General features: G+C 55.0%; 1 protein-coding gene. It reads right to left on the bottom strand.

From position 1 onward, the window contains the following. Positions 1–31: 31 nt before the first annotated feature. On the bottom strand, positions 32–979 hold the full coding sequence (locus V6F91_RS27145; protein WP_332769918.1) for an IS110 family transposase: 948 nt from the start codon (positions 977–979) through the stop codon (positions 32–34). Positions 980–1,189: the final 210 nt, after the last annotated feature.

The following is a 1,189-nucleotide window of genomic DNA, read 5'->3' as shown; positions in this document are numbered from 1 at the left end:
TGTGGGAGATTCTATGGTTCATGCCTAGCCCCTAAACGCCTTTGGGTGAGTATTCGCTCTGGTTTTTCAACAGAGCAAATACCACCCGTGCAAGCTTGCGGGCTAGTGCGACCAGTGCTTGGGTAGTGCTCAATCCGCGCCCTCTCATAGCCTCATAAAACCCTTTCCACGCCGAGGTCCGGCTCGCCGCCATTGCAGCGTTGTGCAGCAATCGACGTGCCTCCGGGTCGCCTCGTTTGGTCAGGCAGCGGCGGCCTTTCTTTTTGCCTGAGTCCGCTATGCGCAGATCCATGCCTAGAAAAGCGATGAAAGCGTCGGCATTCCTGAAGTCCCCACGCTGAAAGGATGCGAGCAAGCGGGCGCCGCTCAACGTACCGATGCCTTCGACCTTCATGCAGCGCTTGAGCTGTGCGCCCAAACCGGCCTCTTCTATCTGCGTCAGGATCGTTTTTTCAAGCAAGGTTTCCAGCCTTTGCATGGCGCTTATCTGATTCTTGAAAGCGGTTTTGAGCAGCGGCTCATTCTCCCAGCTCTGCTTGAGGCTGACACGAGCCTGAACCAGAGCCGCACGACGCCGGAACAGACTAATGAGCCGGCAATACAGGGGGGACGGCGGCGTCCAGGGGCGCAAATGGTCCCCTTCGTTTGTCAGATACCGGGCCAATAATCGAGCATCCAGCGCATCGGTTTTAGCGCGAACGTTCACGCCTTTGCGGTAATGACTGAGTTCATAACCGCCAACCATATAGATCATGCAGCCATCCGCGTGCGCCAGCTCGGCAAACTCCTGGTGATAAATATTGGTGGCTTCGATGGCGATTGCTACTGGTTTGGCAACGGTTTTGAGCCATTTCTTGATCGCTGTTTTGGTATTGGAGATTGTCTCGAGCCGATCTGATTCGACGTGATAAATCACCAGTTCATCCTTGGCGACATCAACCCCGACAATCGATTGGGTAGTAGCGACGGGCATTGCCATGAGAAATCCTCCGGGCTAAGGTTTGAACACTTGAAGGGTTCACCCAGAGGCGCAGGCTTGTTCCTATCGTCGGTCTAGGCCAGATGCATTCTTTATCGGCGCTTGGGTGAAAGGAGGAGGGTGAAAATCTCCCACGGTCTGCACTGCGCTAACAGTCAGAATCGAGCCTTGTCCCTCCTCCTCCCTTCAAGTCCTACCATACAAGCGAGC

Source organism: Pseudomonas koreensis (assembly GCF_036668835.1).
Lineage (GTDB): Bacteria > Pseudomonadota > Gammaproteobacteria > Pseudomonadales > Pseudomonadaceae > Aquipseudomonas > Aquipseudomonas koreensis_I.
Note: the sequence above shows the minus strand (reverse complement) of the source record. Positions and strands in the feature narration are given on the sequence as shown.